The following is a 24,259-nucleotide window of genomic DNA, read 5'->3' on the forward strand; positions in this document are numbered from 1 at the left end:
GGTCAGAGGTGGACGACCGAACAGGTCAGCGTGCGGGTGATACCGGTGACGCTCTGCACCTTGCTGACGACCAGCGAGCCGAGCTCGTCCACGTTCTCCGCCTGGGTCAGCACGATGACGTCGTACGGGCCGGTCACCGCGTCCACCTGGACGACGCCGGGCAGGTCGCTGACCGTAGCGGCAACATCCCGGGCCTTGCCGACCTCGGTCTGGATGAGGATGTATGCCTGGACCACGGACACGCTCCCTGTAACGCCATTCGACACCGTCCGTACCGGAACGACGGATGGTAGGACGGGTGCACGCTACCGCACCACCATGTTCGGAAATATGGCCCAGTCCGGCACCGGGTCAGCGGTGTGGTCCAGGTCGCGGCAGCGCGATGTTTCTAGGCCGCGGGAGCTTCGGGCGCGGGCAGGGGAGGAGAGGGCGGCGTGACCGTCTCGGACATCGGGGAAGCCGGTCTGCTGGAGCGGCTGTTCCCCCGGCTGCCACAGAGTCGCGCGACCCTGCTGGGGCCCGGCGACGACGCCGCGCTCGTGGCCGTCCGCGGTGGTCGGGTCGTGGCCACCACCGACATGCTGGTCGAGGGAAGGCACTTCCGGCTGGACTGGTCGAGCCCGCGCGACGTGGGGCGGAAGGCCGCCGCGCAGAACCTGGCGGACGTCGCCGCGATGGGCGGCGTCGGCACCGCGCTGCTGGTCGCCTTGGCATTGCCAGGTGAGACCGAGGTGAGCTGGGCGGAGGGGTTCTACGACGGGCTGCGCGAGGAGTGCGACCTGATCGGGGCCGGTGTCGTCGGCGGCGACGTGGTGCGCTCCGAACACGGGATCACGATCGCGGTGACCGCGCTCGGCTCGATGCGTGGCCGGGAGCCGGTGACCCGCGCCGGTGCCAAGCCGGGTGACGTCGTTGCGATCGCCGGCCGGGTCGGTTGGTCGGCGGCGGGTCTCGCGGTGCTGTCCCGCGGTTTCCGGACACCCCGGGCGCTGGTGGACGCGCATCGGTACCCGTCGGTGCCGTACGCGGCAGGCCCGGCCGCAGCCGATCTCGGCGCCACCGCGATGTGTGACGTCTCCGACGGGCTGGTCGCGGACCTGCGTTCGATCGCGGTCGCCAGCGGCGTCTCGATCGAGATCACCACCGAGGTGCTGGAGGTCACGGCGCAGATGCGGGACGCCGCCCAGGCGCTCGGGATCGACCCGGTCCGGTGGCTGCTGGATGGGGGCGAAGATCACGCATTGATCGCGACGTTCCCGGCACGCGTCGATCTTCCGGAATCCTGGCGGACGATCGGCCGTGTGGTGCGCGGCCGTGGTGTGTACGTCGACGGGCAGCCCAGCGCTGACCAGGGCTTCGACCATTTCCGCTGAGCCCGGCTCCACCCCTGGGTGAGCTTCGTCTCAGCCTTCGACTATCGTCGCCGATGGGTGATTTGACCTGGAATGGGCATCCCGAGACAGGCGTGCACACCGGCCGTGTGCGTCGAATTCGGCGTTTCGTCCTTCGGGCCGGAGGCTAACCCGCCTCCAGTGAGTCGCTACCTCCAGCGGGCCGACGTGTGAACGAGGGGCAGGGTGGACTGTGCAGGCGATCGACACCGACACCAGGTCCTCCGCTCCTCCTCCGCTCGTATTGGACGGCCGGTACGAGATCGAGAACCGCCTCGGCGGCGGTGGCGCCTCGGACGTCTATCGGGCCCGTGACTTGCGACTCGATCGGCCGGTAGCGGTGAAGATGTTCCGGGTTCGGGCCGGAGCGCACTCCGACCGGCGGTGCGGTGACGAGGCCCGCCTGCTGGCCGCGCTCAACCACCCCGGGCTGGTGGCGGTCTACGACGCGGGGTGGCACGACGACCGCGAGTACCTGGTGCTGCAGCTGATCGAGGGGCGGACGCTCGGACGCTGCATCGCTGCCGGCGCGCTTCCGCCGAAGGACGTCGTCCGGATCGGGGCCGTCCTCGCCGACGTGCTGCACCACGTGCACGCTCGCGGCATCGTCCACCGCGACGTGAAACCGTCGAACGTCCTCTGCGGGAACGGCGGGGGAGTGTTCCTGGCGGACTTCGGCATATCCCATCCCGCCGGCGCCGAGGAGACCAACGGTTCGGGCGTCGTCGTCGGAACCGCGCCTTACCTGGCGCCGGAGCAGGTGCAGGGCGGTCCGGTCGGACCGCCCTGTGACGTGTATGCGCTCGGGTTGGTCCTACTGGAGTGCCTGACCGGCAAGCGCGAGTACCCCGGTGGGCAGCTCGAGGCCGCGATGGCCCGGCTGCACCGCGAGCCGGTCGTACCGGATCACACGCCGGCGCCGCTCGGTCGCCTGATCCGCGCGATGACCGCACTGGACCCCGCCGCGCGCCCCACCGCACTCCAGTGCCGCAAGCTGCTCGCGGTGCACGATCCGAACCTCTCCCGTCCGACGTTCCCGGCCGGGATGCCGGTGCTGGAGCCGGTCGTGGTCGAACGGCCGGTGGGCGCGCAGGCGACCCCGGGCGCGCGGTGGGACAGCGCCGACCTGCCGACCGCGGAGGTGTTGGTCGCCGCTGCCCTCGGCGAAGCGCCCGCTGCGGACGTCGTCCCGGAGCCGGACCCGGTTCGAGAGCCGGACCTGGTTCGGGAGCCGGACCCGGTTCGGGAGGCGGACCCGGTTCCGGTCGGGGCCGAACAGCGTCGGGACGAGGGTCTGGACGTGGGGCTCGACGTCTTCGACGTGCTGGACGACCCGGCGGATGACCAGTCGCCGGACGACGTGGCCGACGATGACGTGGTCACCGGGGCGGTCGGCGTCGGCGCGGAGGAGGTCGGGGAGGCCGTCGATCCCGCGCGTGCCCGTCGTCGCCGTACCACCGGCGCGCACCGCCGGCGGCGCGGCGCGGGCCTGGGCTCCACGCTGTGGCTGGCGCGCGGCCGAGCGGGCACCCCGGAGTCCCGCGCGAGTTAGTCGCTCCGGCTGGGGCGGGCCGGGCGCTGTGGCACGGTGGTGGGCGTGACCGGGAACCCTTCTCAACCGTCGGCCTACCCCGAGGTCGAGGCGCCTCAGCAGGATTCACTCGCTGCCACCGGAGTCGAGCTGCGGCCGACCGCTTTCGACTCACCCGAAGCCGGAACGCTGATCGCGGCACTCCAGCAGGAGTACCTGGTCCGCTACGGCGGCTACGACGAGACGCCGGTCGACCCGGCGGAGTTCGCACCGCCCCAGGGCTGGTTCGTCGTCGCCTGGATCGGCGACACACCGGTCGGCTGCGGGGGCTGGCGGGCGCACCCGCTGCCGGGCGGGAGCGCGTCGGCGGCCGAGATCAAGCGGATGTTCGTCGCGGCGGCCGCGCGGCGTCGCGGCGTCGCCCGGACGCTCCTCGCCGAGCTGGAGCGCACGGCTGCGGCGGCCGGGTACGCGCGGCTGATCCTGGAGGCCGGTGACCAGCAACCGGAGGCCGTGGCGCTCTACACGGCCGCGGGATACCGCGAGGCCGCACCGTTCGGGCTCTACGTCGAGGAGGAGGGTTCGCTCTACTTCGCGAAGGAGCTGTGACGTTCTCCGGACACACGAACGACGCGTAGCCCACTCGGACTACGCGTCGTCGAACGGTCAGGCGGGGGCTCTCAGCCCCGGACGACCTTGCCGGCCTTGATGCACGAGGTGCAGACCTGCTTGCGCACGGTCGTGCCGCCACCCGCCGGGACCCGCACGGTCTGGATGTTCGGGTTCCACCGGCGGTGGGTGCGCCGGTGGGAGTGCGAGACCGACATGCCGAAGCCCGGCCCCTTGCCACAGACGTCGCACACGCTCGCCACGGAAACACTCCTGCACTGGTTGGACAACAGGCGGCCGGGATCAGAACCGCCCTGACCACGTTCTGAACACGTGGACGCGCCCGCCTGGAGCGGGGCACCGCAACAGCCTACCTACTCCACTGACCGGCGCCAAACCGACGGCCAGGTGGGGCGGACCGACGGCGGCAGCTCGGGCCGGGGCGCCGGGTGGCGGCTCGGGCGGATGGGCCACCATACGTGCGAGACAGGACCGTGGCAGCCACGGGTCGGACCGGGAGGGGTTGCGTGCCAGACCGCCTCGACGCCGGTTCGGTCCGGCGGTGGTGCGCCGCGACGCTGGCCGCGCTCCGGCGTGAGCAGCGGGAGATCGACGCGCTCAACTTCTTCCCGGTCGCCGACTCCGACACCGGCACGAACCTCGTCCTCACCCTGCAGGCGGCGGTCGAAGCCGTGGCGGCGAACGGACAGGGCGAGTCGGTGCGGGGCGAGTCGGCGCGGGGCGAGTCGGCTCGCGGCGTCTGGAAGCGGATGGCGCGCGGCGCGCTGCTGGGCGCCAGGGGCAACTCCGGAATGATCGTCTCGCAGCTGCTCGCGGGTGCGGCCGCCGCGCTGCCCGCCGACGAGCCGGTGCGCGGCCGCGCGCTGGCGGCGTCCCTGCGGGCGGCGGTCGCCGCCGGGTACGCAGCCGTCGCCCAGCCCGTGGAGGGCACCGTGCTCTCGGTGGCCGACGCGGCCGCGCGGGGCGCGACCGCGGCCGATTCCGACGACCTCGCGGTGGTCAGTGCCGCCGCGCTGCGCGCGGCTGCGCTCGCCCTGGAGAGCACGCCTGCCCAGCTCGCCGCGATGGGACTGCCCGGTGTGGTCGACGCCGGCGGGCGGGGCCTCGTCGTGATGCTGGACGCCTTGGACGCGGTCGTGCGGGACGACGTGCCGCTCCTCGACGCGCTCGGCGCGCCACCCGCCGACCCGGTGAACGAGCAGCCGGCCCTCGGCGCGCAGGAGGGCTGGGAGATCCAGTACCTGCTGGACGTCCCGCTCAACGGCTCGACCGGCGACGACCACCGCATCGCTGCGCTGCGGACCCGGCTGACCGAGGTCGGCGACTCGGTGGTGGTCGCGTGCGCCGACCCGGACGACGGTGGACACGCGGTCTGGACGGTCCACGTGCACGCGCACGACATCGGCCCGGCGCTGGAGGCCGGCTTGGTGGCCGGGCGCCCGCACCAGGTCGTGGTGACCCCGTTGATCGTGACCGGAGGATTGGACGAACACGACCATTCCGGTCACAGCTCCGGTGGAGACCCAGACCCGAGCGCCGCGCGAGCCGTCGTCGCGGTGGTGCCGGGCGCCGGGTTGGCCCAGCTCTTCGCCGCCGAGGGCGCGGTACCGGTGGAGGTGGCGCCGGGGACGTTTCCGACGGTCGGGGAGCTGCGCGCCGCGATCGAGCGCAGCGGTGCCACCGAGGTCGTCCTGCTGCCGAACGACGGCGCGTACGCCGCGGTGGCCGAAGCGGCATCGGCCGCGGCCGACGCCGACTGCACGGTCTCGGTGCTGCACACCCGTTCCCCGGTGCAGGGCATCGCCGCCCTGGCCGTGGCGGACGGCACCCGGCCGTTCCGGAACGACGTCGTCGCGATGGCGGAGGCCGCAGCGGCGACCCGGTGGGCCGAGGTCACGGTCGCCGAGGAGGCGGGCTTGACGGTCGTCGGCCCCTGCCGAGCCGGTGACGTGCTGGGGCTGGTCGACGGCGACGTAGTGGCGATCGGCGCGGACACCGAGCGGGTCACCCGGGACCTCGTGGACCGCCTGCTCAACGCCGGCGGCGAACTCGTGACGGTCGTCCTCGGGTCGGACGCGGCCCCGACGCTCGGCGACGCGCTGAGCGCCCATCTCCGAGCCCGCTGGCCGTTCTGCGAAGTGCACCTGTTCGACGGCGGTCAGCCCCGCGCGGTGGTCCTGCTCGGCGTCGAATAGGCGGTGCGCCGCGCTGCCGGGGCCGGCTGGAGCGGCCGGGGCGGGCTGGACTTGTCGCAGGCGCCTGGTAGGAGTTGAGCCGCCAGGGTCGACCAGAGCCGGAGAGGTGACATCGGTGCAGCGCCCCACCCTCGCTTCGCCGTTGCGCGACGCGGTCGGAGCCAAGACCGCGAACGCGCTGGCCGAGAAGCTCGACCTGCAGACGGTCGGCGACCTGCTGCACCACTACCCCCGGCGGTACGCGGAGCGCGGCGAGGTCTCCGACCTGGGTGCGCTGGAGATCGGCGAGCACGTCACGGTCGCGGCGAAGATCGAGAAGATCAGCGTGCGCCCGATGCGGCAGAAGCCGCGCAGCAAGATGCTCGAGGTGACGGTCACCGACGGCCGGCGCAACCTGCAGCTGACGTTCTTCAACCAGGCGTGGCGAGAGAAGCAGCTGACGCTCGGCCGCTGGGGGCTGTTCTCCGGCAAGGTCGGCCAGTTCCGCGACAAGCTCCAGCTCAACCAGCCCGACTACCAGCTGCTGGCCGAACCCGGTGAGCTGGCCGACGGCGAGGGCAGCAACGCGCTCGCCGAGTTCGCGAACGCGCTGATCCCGGTCTACCCGGCTGCGGCGAACGTGCCGACCTGGGTGATCGCCCGGGCGGTGCGGGCGACGCTGGACATCGTCGCCGACGTCGATGATCCGATGCCGGAGGGCATCCGGCGCCGTCGTCATCTGGTCGAGCTCTCCACGGCACTGCGCGCGATCCACCAGCCGGCCTCCAAGACCGAGCTCTACCAGGCCAGGCACCGGCTGAAGTGGGACGAGGCCTTCGGTCTGCAGGCAACGCTGGCCAAGCGGCGGCTGGCCGCGGCCGCACGTCCGGCCACCGCACGCCCCTCCCGGCCCGGCGGTCTGCTGACGGCGTTCGAGGCGGCGCTGCCGTTCGCGTTGACCGAGGGGCAGGCCGAGGTCGGGCAGGAGATCGCCGACGACCTGGCGGCCGCGCACCCGATGCACCGGCTGCTCCAGGGCGAGGTCGGTTCCGGCAAGACGGTCGTCGCCGTGCGGGCGATGCTGCAGGTCGTCGACGCCGGAGGGCAGGCCGCCCTGCTGGCCCCCACCGAGGTGCTCGCCGCGCAGCACGCCCGGTCGATCCGCGCGATGCTCGGGCCGATGGCGAGGGCAGGCGAGCTGGACGCGGCCGAGACCGCCACCCGGGTCGCGCTGCTCACCGGCTCGCTCCCGGCAGCGGCCCGCCGAGCGGCGCTGGCCGAGGCCGCCGACGGCACCGCGGGCATCGTCGTCGGCACCCACGCGCTGCTCTCGGAGGGCGTCGAGTTCGCGGACCTGGGCCTGGTCGTCATCGACGAGCAGCACCGCTTCGGCGTCGAACAGCGCGACGCGCTACGGGCGAAGGCGGGCGAGACGCCGCCGCACGTGCTGGTGATGACCGCCACGCCGATCCCGCGGACGGTCGCGATGACCGTGTTCGGCGATCTGGAGACGTCGGCGCTGACCCAGCTGCCCAGTGGCCGGTCGCCGATCGCCACGTCGGTGGTGCCGGTCGCCGAGAAGCCGGCCTGGCTGGCGCGCGCCTGGCAGCGGGTCGCCGAGGAGGTGGCCGCGGGTCACCAGGCCTACGTGGTCTGCCCGCGGATCGGTGAGGCGCTCGCCGGTGACGCGGAAGAGGAGCCCGGAAGCGCAGCTTCCGATCAAGAGCGGGCGGGTGGGGGGCGTAGGGCTGGAGGGGCCGACGACCCCGAGGTCGAGCCGCCGCCCGAGGACGACGCGTCGGCGAAGCGTCCGCCGCTGGCGGTGCTCGACGTCGCGCCGAGGCTCGCTGAAGGGCCGCTCGCCGAGCTCCGGATCGGCGTACTGCACGGCAAACTGCCCCCGGACGAGAAGGACGCGGTGATGGCCGACTTCGCCGCGCGCCGCCTCGACGTCCTGGTGGCCACGACCGTGATCGAGGTCGGCGTCGACGTGCCGAACTCCACGGTCATGGTGATCATGGACGCCGACCGCTTCGGCGTGAGCCAGCTCCACCAGCTGCGCGGCCGGGTCGGGCGGGGGAGCGCGGCCGGGTTGTGCCTCCTGGTCACCGACGCTCCGGCGGGGACGAAGGCCAGGGAACGCCTCGACGCGGTGGCCAGCACCACGGACGGCTTCGAGCTGGCGCAGCTCGACCTCGAACAGCGTCGGGAGGGTGACGTGCTCGGCGTCGCCCAGTCGGGGCGGCGTTCCCGGCTCAAGCTGCTCTCGCTGCTGCACGACGAAGAGCTGATCCGCGACGCCCGCACCGAGGCGATGACGCTGGTCGCGGAGGACCCGGAGCTACGGGCGTACCCGGGGCTGGCCGCCGCCGTCGACGCGCTGGTCGACGCCGACGCGGCCGACTACCTGGAGAAGACGTGACCCGGATCGTGGCCGGCGCCGCCGGTGGCAGGCGGATCGACGTGCCGCCGGGCCGCGGCACCCGCCCGACGTCCGACCGGGCGCGGGAGGCGATGTTCAGCGCGGTGCAGGCGACGCTCGACCTCGACGGCGCGGCCGTGCTGGACCTGTACGCCGGATCGGGTGCGGTCGGGTTCGAAGCGCTGTCCCGCGGGGCCGCCCACGCCCTGCTCGTCGAGTCCGACCCCCGCGCGGTCCGGACGCTGCGCGCGAACGTCGGCGCGCTGAAGCTGCCGGGCGCCGAGATCTGGTCCGGACCGGTCGAGCGGTTCGCCGCGTCGCCCGCTTCACGCCGGTACGACCTGGTTTTCGCCGATCCGCCGTACGAGCTGGCCGCAGCGGCACTGGCGGCCGTACTCACCGACCTCGAATCCTCTGGTTGGCTCGGTTCAGACGCCCTGGTGATCGTGGAACGCCGCACCCGGGACCAGCCCTGGGTGTGGCCGAAGCCACTGGTCGCGGTACGTGAGCGGCGATACGGCGAAGGAACCCTTTGGTACGGTCGCCGTTCGTGAGACGCGCGGTGTGTCCCGGATCTTTCGACCCTGTGACCAACGGTCACCTCGACATCATCGGACGGGCGAGCCGCCTGTACGACGAGGTCGTGGCGGCAGTCCTGATCAATCCCCGCAAAGCCGGTCTGTTCACGGTGGAAGAGCGCATCGAGCTGCTGACCGAGGTCACCGCCTCGTACGGGAACGTCCGGGTGGACACGTTCACGGGGCTGCTCGTCGACTACTGCAAGGCGAACGACATCCCGGTCGTCGTGAAAGGGCTCCGCGCGGTCAGCGACTTCGACTACGAACTCCAGCAGGCCCAGATGAACCACGGCCTGGCCGGCGTCGAGACGCTGTTCATGGCCACCAACCCGCTGTTCTCGTTCCTCTCCTCCAGCCTGATCAAAGAGGTCGCCAAGTACGGTGGCGACGTGTCCGCGCACGTGCCGGAGGCGGTACGGCGTCGGCTGGTCGAGCGGCTCTCCACTCAGACGTAAGTCCTGCAATGCCCGTCGAGGTCGCCGGAGGCACCCGGAGGCGGCAGGATGACGCCGCGGGCAGATGACGTGTGCCTGGTCTCCCGCGGGGCAAGAACTCTTCTCGACCGGCGACTACCGGGGTCACTCGATCTCGGAGAGGGCCGGAGGCTGTAAGGGTTCTGTTGCCGGGCAGCAGATCTGACCGTCGGAGCTATCGAACCGGAGCAGTGCTGTGGATCCTCTCGACCGAATCGACGAGATCAGCGCGTTCGTGGAGTCGGCGCGTTCGATGCCGATGTCGTCGAACGCGATCGTGAACCGCAACGAGTTGCTCGCGATGCTCGACGAGTTGCGGGCCGACCTCCCGACCGAGATCCGACGCGCCCAAGCGCTGCTCGACGAGCGCGACAAGGTGATCGCCGCCGGGCAGCGCGAGGCCGACCGGATCATCGGCGAGGGTGAGGTGGAGCACTCCCGGCTCGTGTCGGTCGCCGAGGTGACGGTCTCGGCCGAGCACGAGGCCGCCCGGATCGTGGGTGAGGCGCGGGCAGAGGCCCAGCGGCTGCGCGACGAGGTCGAGGAGTACGTCGACACGACGCTCGCCAACTTCGAGCAGATGCTGAACCGGACGCTGGCCACGGTCGAGCGAGGCCGCGACAAGATGCGGGCGCTCTCCGAGATCGGCGGCTACGACGCCGCCCAAGGCTTCGACCCCGCCCAAGAAGAACGCCCCCTCCCCTTCTGAGGGCGGGTTCCACGTCAGAGCATCAGCGCCTTCGGCGCTTGGATTTGTTCGCAGTACGCTTGTACGTCGGACCTCATGAGAGGCCGAATCGACTGGGGGCGTCGGACTCAGGTAGAGTTCCCCGACGGCCTCACCAGCGCCGAGAGATCATCATGCCCGAGAACAGGAAGACGCAGGAGCGCCTCGACCCCCGGAAGCCCCTCGTGTTCGATGCACGCGAGGTCGGCCGCCGTCCAGGGTCGATGAAGCGCCTACGCCGCCCCGTCCCCGTGCCGGAGGGCCTCGCGCTGGACCTGGTCCGGGTCCCGGCAGGGACCACGCTCGACCTCGACGTACGGCTCGAGTCGGTGTTGGAAGGCGTACTCGCCTCCTCCACCGTCACCGTGCCGCTCGAGGGTGAGTGCGGTCGCTGCCTGGAGTCGTTCCAGGACACCCTCGTCGTGGACATCCAGGAGCTGTACGCCTACCCGGACAGCGAGACGGACGACACCACCGACGAGGACGAGGTCAGCCGGTTGCAGGGAGACTTCCTCGACCTGGAGCCGGCGCTGCGGGATGCGGTGGTGCTCGCGCTGCCGACCAACCCGCTGTGCCGCGACGACTGTCCCGGGATGTGCCCCGACTGCGGGGTGCACTGGGACGATCTGCCGCCGGAGCACTCGCACGACGTAACCGACCCCCGGTGGGCCGCGCTGCAGTCGCTGCAAGAGCCGGCGTCGGAGTCGACGGACGCCTTCGGCGCCCACCGCGGTAGCCAGCCGAACTGAACGAACGTCGGCCCCACCTCGGGGCCTCGTGACCGAAGGCCCCCCGGGGCCGGCGACCAGAGAAATCAGGAGCTAGAGCCGTGGCCGTACCGAAGCGGAAGATGTCGCGCAGCAACACCCGCTCGCGCCGCGCCCAGTGGAAGACCACCGTGGTGAACACCCAGCCGTGTGACCGTTGCCGGTCGCCGAAGCTGCCGCACACGGCGTGCTCCAACTGCGGCACCTATAACGGCCGTCAGGTTGTCGCGGTCTGAGCCGGAGGAGATCCCGACCCGGTGATCCGGCGTGTGACCTCGCCACGGCGTCCACTGACGCTGCGGTGATGGCCACACGTCCGGTTCGGGTCGCTCTCGACCTGCTCGGCGGCGATCGCGCGCCGGACGTCGTCGTCGAAGGAGCGCTCGCCGCCCTCGCGGAGGACCCTCAGCTCCACCTGGTCGTGGCCGGCCCGTCCGGCCTGCGGCCGCGGTGGGCTTCGGTCGCCGACCGGGTGACGCTGCTCCCCACCGACGAGGGAGTCGGTATGGCGGACGCCCCGGTGCGGGCGGTCCGCAACCGTCGGACCTCGGTGCGGCTCGCCGTCGAGGCGGTCCGCAACGGTGCCGCGGACGCGGTGGTGAGCATCGGTCCGACCGGCGCCGCCGTCGCCGCTGCCGTCACCGAGCTGGGCAAGCTTCCGGGGTACCGCCGTCCCGTGCTGGCGGCGGTACTGCCCGCGGTCGCTCATCCCGTGGTGCTTCTGGACGTCGGTGCACACGCCGGAGCTTCCGACGCCGATCTGGTCCGGCACGGACGCCTCGGCTCCGCGTTCGCCCGGACGGCGCTCGGTCTCGACTGGCCGCGGGTGGGTCTGCTGTCGGTCGGCACCGAGCCGGGCAAGGGCGACTCGCTCCGGAAGAAGGCCGATCGCGGCCTGACCGGCAGTGGCCTGCACTACGTCGGCCTCGTCGAGGGCTACGACATCCCGCTCGGCGGACGTGCCGACGTCGTCGTCACCGACGGATTCACCGGCAACGTCGTGCTGAAGACCCTGGAGGGCTCGTTGGCGCTGGCTGCGACGAACGACGCCGCGACCAACGGCGCCGGTCCGAACGGTGTCTGCTCCAACAGTTCCTGTCCGCACGGGGCTGCGAGGAACTTCGCGAGCTCCGCGTCGGGCGTCCTGGGTGGCGGCTCGCGCCGGGCCGCGACGCTGCTCGGCGTCGCAGGGACCGTCGTCATCGGCCACGGAGCGGCTGGCTCCGCGGACGTCGCCGACTGCGTCGCGCTGGCCGCGGCCGCCGTCCGCGACAACTATCTGCTCCACCTCCGCGCGGTGCTCGACCACTCCGCGCAGGCGTCCGAGATCGCACCACCGCCGGAAGCCGATCCGGACGAGCAGCACCGGTCGGCCGCCCGGCAGCAGAACCGCCCGCAGGCACGAATGACCGCCGCACCGGCGGCGACCTGAGAGAAGGCACGGCGATGAGGGAGCGACCCCCCGCAGCGCTGCTGGAGGAAGCGATCGGCGTCGAGCTGGACGCGGATTTGCTCGAACGCGCGCTGACGCATCGGTCGTATGCGTACGAGAACGGCGGGCTGCCGACGAACGAGCGGCTGGAGTTCCTCGGGGACGCCGTGCTGGGCCTGGTCATCACGTCCTCGCTCTACTTGAGCTACCCCGACCTGCCGGAGGGCCAGCTGGCCAAGCTCCGTGCGTCGGTGGTGAACATGCGTGCGCTGGCCGGCGTGGCGCGCGACCTGGGGCCCGGTGGCCTGGGTGCGCATCTCCTGCTCGGCAAGGGCGAGGAGGCGACCGGCGGCCGGAACAAGGCCAGCATCCTCGCCGACACGCTGGAGGCGCTGCTCGGCTCCGTCTACCTCGAACACGGCCTGGAGACCGCGTCCAAGGTGATCCACCGGCTGTTCGACGAACTGATGGCCGACGTGGCGCAGCGCGGCGCCGGGCTGGACTGGAAGACGAGCCTGCAGGAGCTGACCGCGAGCAACGCGCTGGGCGTCCCGGAGTACCGGGTCACCGAGGCCGGTCCCGACCACGCCAAGACGTTCACCGCGACGGCGGTCGTCGGGGGCGAGGAACTGGGCACCGGCGAGGGGCGGAGCAAGAAGGAGGCCGAGCAGAAAGCGGCCGAGCTCGCCTGGCGCACGCTGCGCAACCGCATCGACGCCGGGAGCAGCGCGACGCCAGGGGCCGCGCCTGCGCAGAGCGCGGTCAACCCGGCGTTCGCCGACCCGGGAGCCGCCGACACCAGGGCCCCGCAGGCCGAGGTCCGGAAGATCCGGAACGTCGGCGTCCTGAACGGCTCCACATCCGCCGACGGCTCCACATCCGCCGATGGCCCGGTACCCGCCGACGGGTCCGCGCCCGACGACGACGGCTCTGCTCGCGAGTCCGACGGCTGACCGGATGCCTGAACTCCCCGAGGTCGAGGTCGTCCGCCGCGGCCTCGACCGCTGGATCCTCGGTCGCCCGATCGAGACGGTCGAGGTCTACAACCCCCGATCGATCCGCCGGCACACCGCCGGACCGCTGCACTTCGCCGAGGTCCTGACCGGCCGGACGTTGCTCGCCGCCCACCGGCGCGGCAAGTACCTCTGGCTGCCGACCGACGGCGGTGACGCGCTCGTCGGCCACCTGGGCATGAGTGGGCAGCTCCTGGTCCAGCCTCCGGACGCGCCCGACGAGACGCATCTGCGCGCCCGTATCCGGTTCGCTCCGGACGACGGTCGTGACCACGAGAACCGCGAGCTGCGCTTCGTCGACCAGCGGACGTTCGGTGGCCTGTCGGTGGAGCCGCTACCGGTCCCCGGCAATGCGGTCGACCACTGGGACCGCGAGAACGTCCCGCCGAGCATCGCGCACATCGCCCGTGACCCGCTCGACCCGAACTTCGATCCGGACGCGTTCGCGGTCGCGCTGCGGCGCAAGCGCACCGGCGTCAAACGGGCGTTGTTGGATCAGACGTTGATCTCCGGCGTGGGCAACATCTACGCCGACGAGGCGCTCTGGCGTGCGCAGCTGCACTACGCGCGCCCGACCGAGTCGCTGACCGGGCCGCAGATCCGTCGCCTGCTCGACGCCGTCCGGGACGTGATGCTCGAGGCGCTGGAGCAGGGCGGGACATCGTTCGACGCGCTGTACGTCAACGTGAACGGGGAGAGCGGGTACTTCGAGCGGTCGCTGGCCGCCTATGGCCGCGCGGATCAGGCGTGTCCGCGCTGCGGGACGCTGATCCGCCGCGACGCGTTCATGAACCGCTCCTCGTACACCTGCCCGAAGTGTCAACCACGGCCCCGCCGAGCGCGGTGGTAGGTGCGGATAAAGCCCCCTATTTGTGGTTACATCTTCTATCTAGGGTCAACTCGCACGGGGGGCGCGGGATGAGCACGATCCTGGTCGCGGATGACGACCGCGACATCCTCGACCTGGTCGCCTTCAAGCTCAGCGCGGCCGGGCACGAGCTGATCACCGCGACCGACGGCGCCACGGCGCTCACCGAGGCGCGCCGGGCGGTCCCCGACATCATCGTTCTCGACGTCGCGATGCCGGGCATGTCGGGGCTGGACGTGTGTCGCGAACTGCGGGCCGACGCGGTTACCAGCGCGATCCCGGTCATCCTGCTCACCGCCCGCGGCCAGGAGTCCGACGTCGAGGCCGGGTTCAGCGTCGGGGCCGACGACTACATCGTCAAGCCCTTCAGCCCCCGCGAACTCCAAAGCCGCGTGACGGCCCTACTCAGCCGCGCCCGAACCTGACCGGGCGGGCCGCCCCCTACTCAGCGCCGAACATTTGGGTCCAGTAAGGGGTGCCCGCCGAGTCGGTGGCCACGCCGATCCCGACCGCCTTCGAGGCGCAGTTCAGGATGTTCGCCCGGTGTCCCGCGCTGTTCATCCATGCGTCCATCACGGCCGCGGCGTCCTTCTGGCCCAGCGCGATGTTCTCCCCGGTCGGCACCTCGTACCCGGCTTCCTTCGCGCGGTCCCAGGGCGAGACGCCGTCCGGCGTCATGTGCGCGAAGTAGTCGCGGGCGATCATGTCCTCGCTGTGCTTCAGCGCGGCCGCCGCCAGACGCGAGTCGGCGTGGACCGGGTCGCATCCGGCCTCGGCCCGCGCGGTGTTGACCAGCTCGATGACCTGATCGCTCTCGTTGGCCGGCCCGGCCAGTGCGGTGGAGGGCTCTTCGGCGCTCTTCTCGGCGGTCGGCGCCGACGACCCGGCGCTGCTGGGGGACTGGGCGGCGCTCGCCGACGGCGCGGCGGAGGTGGGCGTGGCACCGGGCCCGGCGGCCGCCGGCCTCTTGGAGCGGCTCGCGGTGTCACCGCCGGACTTGGCCGGGTCGGTGGTCGCCGCCTCGACCGGTTGGCTCGCCGGGGCGTCGATCGACACCGGGGAACCCTTCGCGGTCTGCAGCGTGTCGGCGCCGGCGCGCCCGAGGTACCACGGGATCCACGCACCGACGGCGATGGCGGCGAGCACGACCAGCACGAGGACGCTGCGCGTGCTGAAGCCGGCGCGCTCACGTGCGCTGCCGCGTCCCCCGGCGGAACGCCAGGGGGTCGGGCTGACCCTGTCGGCCCGCCGGTGGCGTGGTTGGTAACTGCTCCGTTGCTGCTCCATCGGCGGCGAGCCTAGGAACCGCCGCAGCCGACGCACCAGGCCCACGCCGCAACTACAAGGTCGGTTTAATGCGCGGTTAGAGTTGGGCTCTGTGAGCACTCCCGTGTACCCGGGTGAACCATCCGAGGATGGCAGCCCGCGTCAAGTGACTCGTCACCCCCAAGACGTACCGCTGCCCGACCCGGTTCGACTGACCGCGTGGGTCCGTGGCCGGGTTCAGGGAGTCGGCTTCCGGTGGTGGACGCGGAGCCGCGCGCTGGAGCTCGGACTGGTCGGTTGGGCCCGGAATGCGGCCGACGGACGGGTCGAGGTGGTCGCCGAAGGACCCCGAAGTGACTGCGATGCGCTGCTGGCCTTGCTGCGTGGCGGCGGAACTCCGGGTCACGTCGATCACGTCGCCGAACGATTCAGTCCCCCGAAGGGTGGACTGTCGGGTTTTTCCGAGCGCTGAGACGGGTACGGCCGAATGTGGCAGACCACATCCCCACGCCTGGCGTGACCTTGGCCGCGAGAGACCGTAAGCTGTTTGCGGACCATTTCAGTGGACTGCGTGAGCAGGGGTTGACCGTCGCCCTACACGTACCGGCCCTGCGAGGACCAGCCTGGTTGCCCGGGTCGGTATCGCCAGTGGGGTCGGTGTCTGCGCGTCCACGGGTCACCATAAACACGGCGTTCGAACGCCCATACGAGGAGACACCATGGCGAAGGCCCTCTTCGGCCATGTCGGCAATGTTGCCGACGGCCGACTGCGCGACGAGGTAGTGCGGCTGCGCGGGACGGTACGGACGTTGGAGTTCGAGATCGCTCGACTCCGCGCCGAGAACGACCGACTCGCTGCCGAGCTTTCCGACCGCGATTCGGAGCTGAGCCGGGTCTCCGAGCTGGAGCACCAGCCCGTCTGACCTCGACCGGGCCGGGCGGCGAAGGGTCAGCACCCCGCCGAGGACCCGGCAGATCCGGTTGGGCGAGGGCTTCGCTGGTCACCAGCCCGTCCGATCCGGCAGAACTACTCAAGGCACCGCCCCGGCTGTGCTGTGGGGGGCCGCCGCACCGGCCCGCCCCGACACGAACCCGTCTGCGCAGATAGCCGCTGGTGGGGAAGGTATGGTCGTCCAAAACCTTCCCCTACTCGCGCCTGTCCGCGCAGGGACGACCGCGCGGAGATCCCACCAGCCGGAGAGTCGTGCACCTCAAAAGCCTCACGCTGAGGGGCTTCAAGTCCTTCGCTTCGTCGACGACCCTGCGGTTCGAGCCCGGCATCACGTGCGTCGTCGGGCCGAACGGTTCGGGCAAGTCCAACGTCGTCGATGCGATCGCCTGGGTGCTCGGCGAGCAGGGTGCGAAGGCGCTGCGGGGCGGCAAGATGGAAGACGTCATCTTCGCCGGTACCGCGGGTCGCGCGCCGCTCGGGCGGGCTGAGGTCACGCTGACGATCGACAACCACGATGGTGCGTTGCCGATCGAGTACGCCGAGGTGTCGATCACCCGGCGCCTGTTCCGTACCGGCGACTCCGAGTACGAGATCAACGGCGATTCGTGCCGTCTGCTCGACATCCAGGAGTTGCTCTCGGACTCGGGTATCGGCCGGGAGATGCACGTCATCGTCGGCCAGGGGCAGCTGGACAGCGTCCTCCAGTCGCGCCCGGAAGACCGTCGCGGGTTCATCGAGGAAGCCGCCGGCGTCTTGAAGCACCGCAAACGCAAGGAAAAAGCACTGCGGAAGCTCGACGCCATGCAGGCGAACCTCACCCGCCTCACCGACCTCACCGCCGAGCTGCGCCGTCAGCTCAAGCCGTTGGGGCGTCAGGCCGAGGTCGCCCGCCGGGCCGCCGGTGTCCAATCCGCCCTGCGGGACGCGCGGCTGCGGCTGCTCGCCGACGACCTGGTCACCCTGCGCACGGCGCTGGAGCAGGACGTCGCCGACGAGGCCGCGGTCCGGGCCCGGCGGGTGCAGGTCGAGGCCGATCTGGAGGCCGACCGCGAGCGGGAGGCCCAACTGGACGCCGCGATGGCGGCCGACGCCCCGGTGCTCGCCCGTGCGCAGGACACCTGGTACCGGCTGTCCGCGTTGCAGGAGCGTTTCCGCGGGTTGGCGCAGCTCGCCGACGAACGTCTGCGGTACCTCTCGGCCGAGCCGGAGGAGAGCCGCCCGACCCGCGACCCGGAGGTGCTCGAACAGGAAGCCGCCGTGGTCCGGGGGCAGCACGAGGCGCTCACCGAGGCGCTGGAGGCCGATCAGGAGCGTCTGGCCGAGGCGACCGAGGCCCGGGCCGAGTACGAGCGGCGGGCCTACGACGCCGAGCGCGCCCACGTCGCCGCGATGAAGGCGGTCGCCGACCGCCGGGAAGGCTTCGCGCGGCTGACCGGCCAGGTCAACGCGTTGCGCACCAGGGCAACCGCGGCCGAGGACGAGATCGCCCGGCTCTCCGCGTCGTTGGGCGAGGCCCGGGCGCGGACCGACGTCGCACAGTCCGAATTGGAGGTCGCCCAGGAGGCCGCCGACGGGCTGGACGAGGGCGACACCGACCTGTTCGCCCGGCACGCCGCCGCCCGCGAGGAGCTGGAGGTCGCCGAGGCGCGGGTCCGTGAGCTCACCCAGAGCGAGCGGGTCGCCGAGCGCGAGGCGTCGGAGTGGAAGGCCCGCCAGGAAGCGCTGGCCCTCGGACTGTCCCGGAAGGACGGCGCGGGTGCCCTGCTGTCCGCCGGTGACCAGGTGCCCGGACTGCTCGGCGGCGTCGCCGGGCTGCTCAGCGTCGAAGTGGGGTACGAGGCGGCGCTCGCCGCGGCGCTCGGTGGACTCGCCGATGCGGTCGCGGTGGCGTCGGTGGACAGCGCTGTGGACGCGATCGAGTGGCTGCGGTCGGCAGACGCCGGCCGGGCCACGCTGCTGGTGGCCGGCGGCGGCGACGCCGCGGACGGCCCGTGGCCGGTCCTGCCGGACGACGCCCGATGGGCGGTCGACCTGGTCAAGGTCGCCGACGACCTGCGTCCCGCGGTCCGGCGCGCGCTCCACCAGGTCGCGTGCGTTCCGTCGGTGGACGCGGCCCGCGCGCTGGTGTCCCGCGAACCGGGCGTCCGTGCGATCACGCCCGAGGGCGACGTCGTGGGCGCGGTCGAGGCGGCGGGCGGCGCGGCCAAGGCGCAGAGCACGCTGGAGATCCAGGCGGCGGTGGACGACGCCCGCGACCGCCGGGCCGAGGCCGAACGCCGGGGCGAGCGGCTGCGCGCCCAGCTGGAGGCCGCCCGCGCCGAGGTGGACACCCGTAAGGAGACCGTGCGGGTGGTGGCGGCGGCCCAGAAGGAGGCCGAGACCCAGCGCCACCAGGCCGAGCGGCGGATCGCCGAGCTGTCGACCGCCGCCCGGTCGGCGCGTGCCGAGGCCGAGCGGCTCGCGCAGGGAAGGTTGCGCGCCGAGGAGGCGCGGGACAAGGATTTGGAGGGCCTCGCGGCGCTGGAGGAGCGGCTCCGGCTGGCCGAGGAGACGCCGCTCGACGACGAGCCGTCCACCGACGAGCGGGACGAGCTGCAGACGCTGGCGAGCCAGGCCCGGCAGAACGAGATGGAGGTGCGGCTGGCCGTCCGCACCGCCGAGGAGCGGGTGCGGTCGCTGGCCGGCCGGGCGGAGTCGCTGGAGCGGGCCGCGGCATCGGAGCGCGCGGCCAGGGCCCGGGCCGAAGCGGCGCGCGCCGCCCGTGCCCTGGTCGCCCCGGTGGCGCGCGCGGTCTCGTCCGGAGCCCGGGTCGCGCTGGCGAAGATCGAGGTGTCGCTGACCGCCGCTGCCGAGGAGCGGGACGCGGTGGCCGAGGCGCGGGTGGCGCGCGAGGCCGAGCTGACCGGCGTCCGGGCGCGGGTGCGGGAGCTGGCCGCCGAGCTCGACCGGCTCACCGACGCCATGCACCGGGACGAGGTGGCCCGCGCCGAGCAGCGGATGCGGATCGAGCAGCTGGAGATCAAGGCCGCCGACGACTTCGCGATCGACGTCGAGACGCTGGCGAACGAGTACGGGCCGCAGATGCCGGTGCCGCCGACCCAGGCCGAGATCGCCGAGGCCGAGCGGAACGGCGAGCCGCCACCGCCCGCGCTGCCGTACCACCGGCCGACGCAGGAGAAGCGGGCCGCGAAGGCCGAGCGCGACCTCCAGTTGCTCGGCAAGGTCAACCCGCTGGCGCTGGAGGAGTTCGCGGCGCTGGAGGAGCGGTTCAAGTTCCTCAGCACGCAGCTGGAAGACCTCAAGGACACCCGTCGGGATCTGCTGACCGTGGTGAAAGAGGTCGACGAGCGGATCCACGAAGTCTTCAAGAGCGCGTTCGAGGACACCGCGCGAGAGTTCGAGGTGGTGTTCCGGACGCTGTTCCCCGGCGGCGAGGGGCGCATCTTCCTCACCGACCCGGAGGATCTGCTGACCACCGGCGTCGAGGTGGAGGCGCGGCCGCCGGGCAAGAAGGTCAAGCGGCTGTCGCTGCTCTCCGGTGGGGAGCGCTCGCTGACTGCGGTGGCGCTGTTGGTGGCGATCTTCCGGGCCCGGCCCTCGCCGTTCTACGTGATGGACGAGGTCGAGGCGGCGCTCGACGACACCAACCTGGGGCGGTTGATCACGCTGCTGGAGCAGTTGCAGGAGTCCAGCCAGCTGATCATCATCACGCACCAGAAGCGAACGATGGAGATCGCCGACGCGCTTTACGGCGTCGCGATGCGCGGCGATGGGATCACGCAGGTGATCAGCCAGCGCCTCCGCGATGCGGTGACCGCTTAGCGATCGTCGCGCGGCCGGGCGGCGCGGTAGTAGTAGCCGTTCTCGTAGTAGAAGTAGTCGGTGCCGGCCGAGCCGGACTCCTCGTAGGTTTCGGTGCCGTAGCTCATGGTCCCGCTCCTTCCGCTCCTACCCGGAGGGCTGCTCCGTCCGGCGTGTTCTCAGCATGACCCCACCTGCGGGCAGGGTCGTTCACGCGCCGTACGCCCGAAGTGTTCGCCCGCCAACGCGCCCGCACCGCGGCTCGCAGCACGGCTTTTCGGGAAGGCCACCTCTCAGAGCGCTCTGAGAGGCGACCTTCCCGAAAATTGACCTAGCCGCGCCGGGTCAGTTGAGCTCGGCGCGGGCGGGGAAGGGGGCGACCGGGTCGCCGGTCGCGTGGTCCCGCCAGGACAGCGGTGTCTGGTTCACCGTCGAGAGCCGCGGCGCACTGCCGGGCGTCCGGAGCGCGCGTTCCAGGCTGAAGCGCGCGACCCGCCCCTCGATCACCAGCGTCCCGAGTTCGTTGCCGTAGAACGGCCCGGACAGCCGGGTCCAGCGCACCTTCGACCGCGGTGCCTTGGCCCACCGCGCCATCGGCCGCGCCACCGCCGCCGCCAGGCGACTCCAGCCCACGGTGAAGCCGATCTTGATGGCGCCCGGCACGGTTTGGTGCACCGGTGAGACGACCAGCTGGTACACCGGCACCTCCCCGGGCGGATCGAACGTGGCCTTCGCGACGTACGCGTGGTGGACGTCGCCGGAGAGCACCGCGATGCTCGCCGGACGCGGCCCGCGCTCGCCCCGGGAGACCTCGGCCAGCAGCTGCCCCAGCCGTTCGAACGACTCGGCGAACGCGGCCCAGTGCTCCAGGTCGGCGGCGCGCCGGACGACCTCGCCGAACTTGGCGAGCCGCGGCCCGCGACTGCCCGCGCAGAGCGCCTCGTTCCAGGCCTCCATGTGGTGGATCGCCCACGGCAGCAGCCACGGCAGCGTGGACGCCACCAGGAGGTGGTCGTAGTCCCCGTCCAGCTGCTCGGCGAGCCACTCGAACTCGGCGTCGCTCATCATCGCCCGCTCGTCCTTGGTCAGGACGCGCCCGCACCGGGTGTCGACGACGATGAGCCGGGTGCGGCCGTAGTCGGTCCGGTAGCTCCAGCGCACGCCGGCGTCGGGCGCGCCGTCGACCTCCGCGTCCGACATCACCGCCAGCCGCTCGAGCAGCTCACCGGCGTCCACCCCGGCGTCACCCGCCGCCCGTACGGCGAGCCACATCGGGTCGAGGGCCAGGTCGGCGGGGGAAAGATTCCCTAAATGCTGGTACACCCAGTAGCTGGTGAGCCCGCCGACGATCCGCGAGTGCCACCACGACGTCTGTTCGATGTCCCGCCGCCACTCGTACGAGGTGTTCCAGTCGTCCCGGATGTCGTGGTCGTCGAAGATCATCGCGCTCGGGACGTTGGCCAGGAGCCAGCGGATGTCCGGGTCGGTCCAGGATTCCTGGTAGAGCGCGGTGTACTCCTCGAAGTCGGCGACCTCCAGGAACGGCGGAGCGTCGATCGAACGGCGCGACTTGATGAACTCCTGGGTCTTCGGAGAGGTCTTGTCGGCGTACACCTGGTCGCCCAGCAGGAGGACGGCATCCGGCCACCGGCTCGGGTCCTCGAACGCCATGCGCTGCGCGTAGGTGTCCAGCGCGTCCGGCTCGTAGCCGAGGGTCTCCAGCGCGCTCGGCGTGGCGTGCCGGCAGGAGCCGAAGATCAGCCGCTGGGCCCGGTCCGGCGCCAGCGTGCGGAGCACCGAGGGCGGGTAGCTGGAGTGCGGCTCCGGCCAGACGACCGTCTCGTCGAGCTTCACCTCGTACGGCTGCACGGTCCCCGGCTCCAGCTCGTCCACGATGACCAGCGCGTAGTGGTGGCCGTGGACGCTGAACGTCCGCGCGGTCCGGCCCAGTACGTCGACCTCGCAGGGCACGTCGGTCTCCACCCACACCGTGACGCTGGTGTCGGTGACGTGCCGGAGCAACGGACCCAGTACGAGCTCAGCCATGTTCGCCCATTCTCTCGTGAGCACTGCCTGTCGTCGGTGCGGCGAGACCAGCTCCGGGGTTTCCCCGTAGTCCATCATCCCGAACGCCGTCCTGCGTGCCGCACCGCACTCGGGTGACCACTGAACGGCGGTCCGATGGCCCATCGGTGAGGCCTCGCTGTGGAGGCACGACGCCGGAGGAAGCACGGGTCTGACAGGATTCGTGTCATGGAGTACCTGATCCTCGGTGCAGTCCTGCTCGTCGTGCTGATCGGCGCGGGCGTCGGGCTGCTCGTTCCCCGCCGTCGTGGCCGGATCGACCTTCCGCCGGTGACCCCGGGCCAGGTCGCCGACGAGGTCTCCGGTGGCACCGACACGCTGGCCCCGCCGGTCGAAGAAGCGCCCGTCCGGGAACCCGAAGCCGTGCCGGAGGCGCCGCCGACGCCGGCCCTCGAGGTGCCGGAGCCGACGGCCGGGCGGCTGGTGCGGCTGCGCTCGCGCCTCGCGCGCTCGCAGAACGCGCTCGGACGCGGGCTGCTCACCCTCCTCTCCCGTGACCACCTCGACGAGGACGACTGGGAAGAGGTCGAAGACGCGCTGCTCACCGCGGACGTCGGGGTGGCCGCCACCACCGAGATCGTCGAGCGGCTGCGGGAGCGGACCCGGGTCCTGGGCACCCGCACCCCGGACGACCTGCGGAAGCTGCTCGCCGAGGAGCTGATCGCGGCGATCGGCGCGGACGTCGACCGCTCGCTGCGCACGCTGCCCCACGAAGACCGGCCCGCGGTCGTGCTGATGGTGGGCGTCAACGGCGTCGGTAAGACCACCACCTGCGGAAAGGTCGCTCGCGTCCTGGTCGCCGACGGGCGTACCGTGCTGCTCGGCGCGGCCGACACGTTCCGTGCCGCCGCCGCCGATCAGCTGCAGACCTGGGGCGAGCGAGTGGGTGCCGAGACGGTGCGCGGTGCGGAGGGTGCCGACCCCGCTTCGGTGGCGTTCGACGCCGTTCGCCAGGGAATTGCGGCGAAGGTGGATACCGTGCTGGTAGACACCGCTGGCCGGTTGCAGAACAAGGTGGGTCTCATGGACGAGCTCGGCAAGGTCAAGCGGGTGATCGAGAAGCACGGGCCGGTCGACGAGACCCTGCTCGTCCTCGACGCCACCACGGGGCAGAACGGCCTGGCGCAGGCCCGGGTGTTCACCCAGGTCGTGGACGTCACCGGGGTGGTGCTCACCAAGCTGGACGGCACCGCCAAGGGCGGCATCGTGATCGCCGTCCAGCGCGACCTGGGCATCCCGGTCAAGCTGATCGGGCTCGGCGAAGGCCCGGACGACCTGGCTCCGTTCGAGCCGGCGGCGTTCGTCGACGCGCTCCTCGGCGAGGCGGCGTGACGCAACAAGAGATCCCGCTCGAGGGCGGCAGCGTCAGCACCGTCGTCCGGGTCGGTGACACCGTCCGGCGGACGGCCGGCCCCTGGACGCCTGCGGTGCACGCGCTGCTGCGGCACCTCGAGGCGGTCGGCTTCACCGGCGCGCCCCGCGCGTTCGGGATCGACGAGAAGGGCCGTGAGGTCCTCTCGTACCTCGACGGCGAGACCGGGGAGTACCCGCTCAAGCCGCACTGGACGACCGACGAGGCGCTGGTGACCGTGGCGACGATGCTGCGGCTGTTCCACGACGCCCAGGCGGGGTTCGTGCCGCCGCCGGGCACGCGGTGGCGCTCGTTCGGGCCGCCGCCGCCGGACACCGAGGTGATCTGCCACCACGACGCGGCGCCGCACAACGTCGTCTGGCGGCCGGACGGGACGCTGGCGATGATCGACTTCGACCTCTCGTCGCCGGGGGCCCGGATCTACGACGTCGCGTACTCGGCCTGGACCTGGGTGCCGCTCTTCTCCGATCGGGACTCGCGGACGCTCGGCTGGCGCCACCCCGACCGTCCGCGGCGGCTCCGGCTCTTCGCCGACGCGTACGGGCTGACGCCGCGCGACCGGGCCCGGCTGGTGCGGACGATCCGGACCCGGATCGTCGACCACATCGAGGGCATCCGGCGGATGGCGGAGGCCGGCGAGCCGGCGTTCGTGCGGATCGTGCAGAAGGGCCATCTCAAGCGTCCCGTGCGCGACCTACGGCTCATCGATCACGAACGGCATCTCCTGGAGCACGCTCTGCGTTAGGACGCGTCCGTCACGAGGGTCGGTTTCGGTAT

At 72.0% G+C, this 24,259-nt stretch carries 23 protein-coding genes; 19 read left to right on the plus strand and 4 right to left on the minus strand.

Annotated features, from left to right (window positions below; genetic code table 11):
- Window positions 1-2 precede the first annotated feature (2 nt).
- Window positions 3-236 (minus strand): Lrp/AsnC family transcriptional regulator, encoded by a 234-nt coding sequence (locus ABEB28_RS23615; protein WP_345730365.1) that lies wholly within the window; start codon window positions 234-236, stop codon window positions 3-5.
- 198 nt (window positions 237-434) lie between these two features.
- On the opposite strand from ABEB28_RS23615, the gene ABEB28_RS23620 reads away from it, so the two are divergent.
- The 3 genes from ABEB28_RS23620 to ABEB28_RS23630 all read left to right on the plus strand — a co-directional run bounded on the left by ABEB28_RS23620 (window position 435) and on the right by ABEB28_RS23630 (window position 3,531).
- Window positions 435-1,373, plus strand: coding sequence for a thiamine-phosphate kinase (locus tag ABEB28_RS23620; RefSeq protein WP_345730366.1), 939 nt, complete (start codon window positions 435-437; stop codon window positions 1,371-1,373).
- Between the two features lie 211 nt (window positions 1,374-1,584).
- Window positions 1,585-2,943 (plus strand): serine/threonine-protein kinase, encoded by a 1,359-nt coding sequence (locus ABEB28_RS23625; RefSeq protein WP_345730367.1) that lies wholly within the window; start codon window positions 1,585-1,587, stop codon window positions 2,941-2,943.
- A 45-nt stretch (window positions 2,944-2,988) separates the two neighbouring features.
- A complete protein-coding gene (locus ABEB28_RS23630; protein ID WP_345730368.1) occupies window positions 2,989-3,531 on the plus strand; it encodes a GNAT family N-acetyltransferase in 543 nt (180 codons plus the stop codon).
- A 71-nt stretch (window positions 3,532-3,602) separates the two neighbouring features.
- On the opposite strand, the gene rpmB is transcribed toward ABEB28_RS23630, so the two are convergent.
- Window positions 3,603-3,794 (minus strand): 50S ribosomal protein L28, encoded by a 192-nt coding sequence (gene rpmB, locus ABEB28_RS23635; RefSeq protein WP_035857150.1) that lies wholly within the window; start codon window positions 3,792-3,794, stop codon window positions 3,603-3,605.
- Window positions 3,795-4,058: 264 nt separating this feature from the next.
- On the opposite strand from rpmB, the gene ABEB28_RS23640 reads away from it, so the two are divergent.
- The 11 genes from ABEB28_RS23640 to ABEB28_RS23690 all read left to right on the plus strand — a co-directional run bounded on the left by ABEB28_RS23640 (window position 4,059) and on the right by ABEB28_RS23690 (window position 14,431).
- A complete protein-coding gene (locus ABEB28_RS23640; protein ID WP_345730369.1) occupies window positions 4,059-5,747 on the plus strand; it encodes a DAK2 domain-containing protein in 1,689 nt (562 codons plus the stop codon).
- A gap of 106 nt (window positions 5,748-5,853) precedes the next feature.
- Window positions 5,854-8,148, plus strand: a complete 2,295-nt coding sequence (gene recG / locus ABEB28_RS23645) for an ATP-dependent DNA helicase RecG (protein WP_345730370.1) — start codon at window positions 5,854-5,856, stop codon at window positions 8,146-8,148.
- Entirely contained in the window at window positions 8,145-8,702 is a 558-nt protein-coding gene (gene rsmD / locus ABEB28_RS23650; RefSeq protein ID WP_345730371.1) for a 16S rRNA (guanine(966)-N(2))-methyltransferase RsmD, read from the plus strand. The genes recG and rsmD overlap by 4 nt, the downstream gene beginning before the upstream one ends.
- A complete protein-coding gene (gene coaD / locus ABEB28_RS23655) occupies window positions 8,699-9,181 on the plus strand; it encodes a pantetheine-phosphate adenylyltransferase (RefSeq protein ID WP_345730372.1) in 483 nt (160 codons plus the stop codon). Before rsmD ends, coaD begins: the two co-directional genes overlap by 4 nt.
- A gap of 214 nt (window positions 9,182-9,395) precedes the next feature.
- Window positions 9,396-9,908, plus strand: coding sequence for a hypothetical protein (locus tag ABEB28_RS23660; RefSeq protein WP_345730373.1), 513 nt, complete (start codon window positions 9,396-9,398; stop codon window positions 9,906-9,908).
- 152 nt (window positions 9,909-10,060) lie between these two features.
- On the plus strand, window positions 10,061-10,675 hold the full coding sequence (locus tag ABEB28_RS23665; protein ID WP_345730374.1) for a YceD family protein: 615 nt from the start codon (window positions 10,061-10,063) through the stop codon (window positions 10,673-10,675).
- An 80-nt stretch (window positions 10,676-10,755) separates the two neighbouring features.
- A complete protein-coding gene (gene rpmF / locus ABEB28_RS23670; RefSeq protein WP_073250615.1) occupies window positions 10,756-10,929 on the plus strand; it encodes a 50S ribosomal protein L32 in 174 nt (57 codons plus the stop codon).
- Between the two features lie 68 nt (window positions 10,930-10,997).
- Entirely contained in the window at window positions 10,998-12,125 is a 1,128-nt protein-coding gene (locus ABEB28_RS23675; protein ID WP_345730375.1) for a phosphate acyltransferase PlsX, read from the plus strand.
- A 14-nt stretch (window positions 12,126-12,139) separates the two neighbouring features.
- Window positions 12,140-13,078, plus strand: coding sequence for a ribonuclease III (gene rnc / locus ABEB28_RS23680; protein ID WP_345730376.1), 939 nt, complete (start codon window positions 12,140-12,142; stop codon window positions 13,076-13,078).
- Between the two features lie 4 nt (window positions 13,079-13,082).
- The gene (gene mutM, locus ABEB28_RS23685) at window positions 13,083-13,988 is read left to right on the plus strand and encodes a bifunctional DNA-formamidopyrimidine glycosylase/DNA-(apurinic or apyrimidinic site) lyase (protein ID WP_345730377.1); all 906 of its coding nucleotides are present in this window, start codon (window positions 13,083-13,085) and stop codon (window positions 13,986-13,988) included.
- Window positions 13,989-14,056: 68 nt separating this feature from the next.
- Complete coding sequence (locus tag ABEB28_RS23690; RefSeq protein ID WP_345730378.1) at window positions 14,057-14,431, plus strand: response regulator transcription factor; 375 nt, start codon at window positions 14,057-14,059, stop codon at window positions 14,429-14,431.
- 16 nt (window positions 14,432-14,447) lie between these two features.
- Here ABEB28_RS23690 and ABEB28_RS23695 read toward each other — a convergent pair whose 3' ends face one another.
- A complete protein-coding gene (locus tag ABEB28_RS23695) occupies window positions 14,448-15,293 on the minus strand; it encodes a CAP domain-containing protein (RefSeq protein ID WP_345730379.1) in 846 nt (281 codons plus the stop codon).
- 172 nt (window positions 15,294-15,465) lie between these two features.
- Here ABEB28_RS23695 and ABEB28_RS23700 point away from each other — a divergent pair, with 172 nt between their 5' ends.
- From ABEB28_RS23700 to smc, 3 genes are all read left to right on the plus strand, one after another.
- Window positions 15,466-15,744, plus strand: coding sequence for an acylphosphatase (locus ABEB28_RS23700; RefSeq protein WP_345730423.1), 279 nt, complete (start codon window positions 15,466-15,468; stop codon window positions 15,742-15,744).
- 247 nt (window positions 15,745-15,991) lie between these two features.
- A complete protein-coding gene (locus ABEB28_RS23705) occupies window positions 15,992-16,195 on the plus strand; it encodes a hypothetical protein (RefSeq protein WP_345730380.1) in 204 nt (67 codons plus the stop codon).
- A gap of 281 nt (window positions 16,196-16,476) precedes the next feature.
- Complete coding sequence (smc, locus tag ABEB28_RS23710; protein ID WP_345730381.1) at window positions 16,477-20,046, plus strand: chromosome segregation protein SMC; 3,570 nt, start codon at window positions 16,477-16,479, stop codon at window positions 20,044-20,046.
- A gap of 324 nt (window positions 20,047-20,370) precedes the next feature.
- Here the strand turns inward: smc and ABEB28_RS23715 are convergent, their stop codons facing one another.
- Window positions 20,371-22,071 carry an alkaline phosphatase D family protein gene (locus ABEB28_RS23715; protein ID WP_345730382.1) on the minus strand — a complete coding sequence of 567 codons (1,701 nt, stop codon included), beginning with the start codon at window positions 22,069-22,071 and terminating at the stop codon, window positions 20,371-20,373.
- A gap of 207 nt (window positions 22,072-22,278) precedes the next feature.
- Between ABEB28_RS23715 and ftsY the strand changes: the two genes are divergently transcribed.
- Both ftsY and ABEB28_RS23725 read left to right on the plus strand, forming a co-directional pair.
- Window positions 22,279-23,442: a signal recognition particle-docking protein FtsY gene (gene ftsY / locus ABEB28_RS23720; protein WP_345730383.1), complete on the plus strand. Its 1,164-nt coding sequence runs from the start codon at window positions 22,279-22,281 to the stop codon at window positions 23,440-23,442.
- Window positions 23,439-24,227, plus strand: a complete 789-nt coding sequence (locus tag ABEB28_RS23725; RefSeq protein WP_035857132.1) for a phosphotransferase — start codon at window positions 23,439-23,441, stop codon at window positions 24,225-24,227. Before ftsY ends, ABEB28_RS23725 begins: the two co-directional genes overlap by 4 nt.
- Window positions 24,228-24,259 lie beyond the last annotated feature (32 nt).

Source organism: Cryptosporangium minutisporangium, assembly GCF_039536245.1.
Classification (GTDB): Bacteria; Actinomycetota; Actinomycetes; order Mycobacteriales; family Cryptosporangiaceae; genus Cryptosporangium; species Cryptosporangium minutisporangium.

What these genes read in the sequence shown, in the direction of transcription:
- ABEB28_RS23715 (WP_345730382.1), bottom strand. Translation starts at nt 22,071, where the DNA reads ATGGCTGAGCTCGTACTGGGTCCGTTGCTCCGGCACGTCACCGACACC.
- mutM (WP_345730377.1), top strand. Translation starts at nt 13,083, where the DNA reads ATGCCTGAACTCCCCGAGGTCGAGGTCGTCCGCCGCGGCCTCGACCGC.
- rnc (WP_345730376.1), top strand. Translation starts at nt 12,140, where the DNA reads ATGAGGGAGCGACCCCCCGCAGCGCTGCTGGAGGAAGCGATCGGCGTC.
- ABEB28_RS23695 (WP_345730379.1), bottom strand. Translation starts at nt 15,293, where the DNA reads ATGGAGCAGCAACGGAGCAGTTACCAACCACGCCACCGGCGGGCCGAC.
- ftsY (WP_345730383.1), top strand. Translation starts at nt 22,279, where the DNA reads ATGGAGTACCTGATCCTCGGTGCAGTCCTGCTCGTCGTGCTGATCGGC.
- ABEB28_RS23675 (WP_345730375.1), top strand. Translation starts at nt 10,998, where the DNA reads ATGGCCACACGTCCGGTTCGGGTCGCTCTCGACCTGCTCGGCGGCGAT.
- ABEB28_RS23690 (WP_345730378.1), top strand. Translation starts at nt 14,057, where the DNA reads ATGAGCACGATCCTGGTCGCGGATGACGACCGCGACATCCTCGACCTG.
- ABEB28_RS23705 (WP_345730380.1), top strand. Translation starts at nt 15,992, where the DNA reads ATGGCGAAGGCCCTCTTCGGCCATGTCGGCAATGTTGCCGACGGCCGA.
- ABEB28_RS23665 (WP_345730374.1), top strand. Translation starts at nt 10,061, where the DNA reads ATGCCCGAGAACAGGAAGACGCAGGAGCGCCTCGACCCCCGGAAGCCC.